Genomic DNA, 3,614 nt, shown 5'->3' on the forward strand with positions numbered 1-3,614 from the left:
GGCGCGGCGGTACGCCAGGATCATCCCCGCCACGAACAGCACGAATCCGCACGTCACGCCTATGTCGGCCACGTTGAACACGGGAAAGTCGATGAAAACGGGCTCGATGAAGTCCACCACGTAGCCCAGCGTGAAACGGTCGAACGCGTTGCCCAGCCCGCCCGCCACCACAAGCGCCACGCCCACGACCTCCAGCATCCCCGGACGGGGCGACAGGAAGAACAGGTACGCCACGAGCACGAGGCACACCACGATGGACACCACGCCCAGCAAGAACGTCGAGTCGCCGAACATACCCCACGCCGCACCCGTGTTGTGCACGAGGCGGAAGCGCACGAGCCCGAGGAAGGGTCCGCCGGCTACCTCGCCCACGGCGAACGAGCCGTTGAAGTACCCTTTCGTGAGCGTGTCGAGCGCGAGCCACACCAGGGCAACCGCGCCGAACACGAGCGTATCGCGCAGCCGCGCGGCCCGTCCGAGGGCGCCGGCGCCGCCTACGGCACCCACGCCCGTCCCGCGCCTGTCCTCGCTCAAGCGTCCGACCCCGCTTCCTCGTAGCCGATGGCGTCGAGCACGTCGCCGCAGCGCTCGCACACGGACGGGTGGTTCGGGTTGCCGCCGAGCTCGCGGTAGTTCCAGCAGCGCGGGCACTTCTCGGCGGTCGTCTTGCGCACCTCGGCCGAGAGCTCCTCGCCTTCGACGAACGAGACCGACGCCACGATGAACAGCTCCTCGAACACGGCGGCGTCGTACTGCTCGACATGGTCGAGCACCGAGCGCGGGGCCGTCACGGTCACATCGGCCTCCTGGCTCTTGTTCACGATCTTCTGGCCGCGCGCGTCCTCGAGCGCCTTCGTCACGATCTCGCGCACCCCGAGGATGACGCCGAAGTCCTCGGCGATGCGCTCGGCGTCCGCATCGCCCGGCAGCGCGGGCGCGAAGTCGGACTTCTCGGGCCAGCCGGCCAGCTGCACGTTTCCGGGACGTCCCTCGCGCGAGCGGATGGCCTCGGGATAGTGCTCCCACACCTCGTCAGTGGTGAACGACAGCACCGGCGCCAGCACGCGCACGAGCACCTCGACGATGTTCATGAGCACGGTCTGCGCAGCGCGGCGGCGCGGCGAGTCGGGCGCCTCGGAGTACACGCGGTCCTTCGTGGCGTCCATGTAAACGGCCGAAAGGTCGCCCACGATGTAGTCGTACACCGCGCGGTACACCATATGGAACTTGTATTCGTCGTAGGCACGCTCCACGTCGACGAGCAGGTGCCACAGGCGCACCATGGCCCACTGGTCGACGGGTTCAAGCGCATTCCAGTCGGTGACCGTATGCTTCAGGTCGTCGAAGTCGCTCAAACTGCCCAGCAGGAAGCGCATCGTGTTGCGGATGCGGCGGTACGCCTCGCTCGTGCGCTCGAGGATCTCGTCGCCGATGTTCACGTCCTGGGAGTAGTCGACGCTGGCCACCCACAGGCGCAGCACGTCGGCGCCGCTCTTCGCCATGACGTCCGCCGGGTCGACGCCGTTTCCGGCCGACTTCGACATCTTCTTGCCCTCGGCGTCCATCGTGAAGCCGCAGTGCATGACGGACTTGTACGGCGGCACCCCGTAGGCGCCCATGCTGGTGAGCAGGGACGACTGGAACCAGCCGCGATGCTGGTCGGAGCCTTCGAGGTACATATCGGCTGGGAAGCGCAGGCCCTCGTCGGCGCGGTGCTTCAGCACGGAGGTGTGCGACACGCCGCTCTCCCACCACACGTCGAGGATGTCCTTCTCGGGGATGAGCTCGGAGCAGCCGCAGGTCTCGCACTTCACGCCGCGCGGCAGGTACTCGGACGGCTCGTGCGTGAACCACGCGTCGGCGCCCTCGCGGTAGAACAGGTCGATCACCGCGTCGAACGTCTCGGCGGTGGCCACCGTGTTGCCGCACTTGGCGCACTTGAACACGGGGATGGGCACGCCCCACGAGCGCTGGCGCGAGATGCACCAGTCGGGGCGGTCGGCCACCATGGACCCGATGCGGTTCTTCGCCCACGCGGGGATGAATTCCACCTTGTGGTCGATGGCGTCGAGCGCATCCTCGCGCAGCGAGTTCTTGTCCATGGACACGAACCACTGGTCGGTGGCGCGGAAGATGACCGGCTCGTGGCAACGCCAGCAGTGCGGGTAGCTGTGCAGGATCTTCTTCTCGGCCATGAGCGTGCCGCGCTCGCGCAGCCACTCGATGATGGCCGGGTTCGCCTCGTCCACGTCGAGGCCCGCGAAGGGGCCCGCCTCGTCGGTGAGCACGCCGTTGTCGTCCACCGGCATGAGCAGCGGCACGTCGAACTCCAGCGCCACCAGGTAGTCGTCCTGGCCGTGGCCGGGGGCCGTGTGCACCGCGCCCGTGCCCGACTCGAGCGTGACGTGGTCGCCGTAGATGACGGTGCCCTTGAGGTCCTGGCGGATGGGGCACGTGTAGGTGAGGCCCGTGAACTCGCGGCCCTTGAGCGCGACGGGCTCGCCGTCGGCGCCGCGCACGAGATCGTAGGACTCCCAGCCCGCGATCTCGGCCACCTGCTCCACGAGCTCGCGCGCCATGATCATGTTGGAGCCGTCGGCGACCACCATGACGTAGTCGGCGTCGGGGGCCAGCGACACGGCCGTGTTGGCCGGCAGCGTCCAGGGCGTGGTGGTCCAGATGAGCACGTAGGCGTCGCCCTCGGCGCCCGCGGCCTCGAACATCCCGGGCATGAGGTCCATCTTGAACTTCACGAAGATGGACGGCGACGTCTCGTCGGAGTACTCGATCTCGGCCTCGGCGAGCGCGGTGTGGCAGCGCTTGCACCAGTGGATGGGCTTGCGGCCGCGGTACACCGAGCCGTCGAGGTACATCTTCTTGAACACCTCGACGTTGCCGGCCTCGTAGTTCGGGGTGAACGTGAGGTAGGGATGCTCCCAGTCGCCGTTCACGCCGAGGCGCTTGAAGCCCTCGCGCTGCACGTCGACGTACTTCTCGGCCCACTCGCGGCAGAGGCGGCGCAGCGTGGGCTGGTCGATCTTCGCCATCTTCTCGGGGCCGAGCGTCTTCTCCACCATGTGTTCGATGGGCTGGCCGTGGCAGTCCCAGCCGGGCACGTACGGCGTGAAGAAGCCGCGCTGCGCATGGGACTTGTTCACGAAGTCCTTGAGGATCTTGTTGAAGGCGTGGCCGATGTGGATGGGACCGTTCGCGTACGGGGGGCCGTCGTGCAGGATGAAGGGCTTGCCGTCCTTGTTCTTCTCCAGCACGCGCTCGTAGATGCGCTCCTCCTCCCACTTCGCGAGGCGCTTCGGCTCGTTCTCGGGCAGGTTCGCCCGCATCGCGAAGTCGGTCTTGGGCAGGTTCATCGTTTCCTTGTAACTGTTCGCCACGGCTGTGAGTACCTTTCCTTCAAGTATGCGCTCTCGCGGGGCGGCGATCGGGCCGCCGGGCCCCGCGGGGTTTCCGTTCGTTACAAACCGCTCTAGTATAGTGTAAGCGGGCCCGGATGCCCACGTCCTGCGCGGCGATTTCCAAAAACGCCACAGGAGCGGGCGGGCGCGGACGGTCAGGCCGCTAGCGGCGGCGGGAGGCCGTGCGCAGGAGGGCGGCGG

The 3,614-nt window shown here is 67.5% G+C and carries 2 protein-coding genes; both read right to left on the reverse strand.

The annotated features are described in order from the left end of the window. Positions 1-534, reverse strand: a 534-nt coding sequence (gene lspA / locus GPA_RS02070; protein WP_197533057.1) for a signal peptidase II, incomplete at its 3' end; no start/stop codon positions are given. Further along, positions 531-3,392 carry an isoleucine--tRNA ligase gene (gene ileS / locus GPA_RS02075; RefSeq protein WP_041238807.1) on the reverse strand — a complete coding sequence of 954 codons (2,862 nt, stop codon included), beginning with the start codon at positions 3,390-3,392 and terminating at the stop codon, positions 531-533. The genes ileS and lspA, both read right to left, overlap by 4 nt. Positions 3,393-3,614 lie beyond the last annotated feature (222 nt).

Source organism: Gordonibacter pamelaeae 7-10-1-b (assembly GCF_000210055.1).
Classification (GTDB): domain Bacteria; phylum Actinomycetota; class Coriobacteriia; order Coriobacteriales; family Eggerthellaceae; genus Gordonibacter; species Gordonibacter pamelaeae.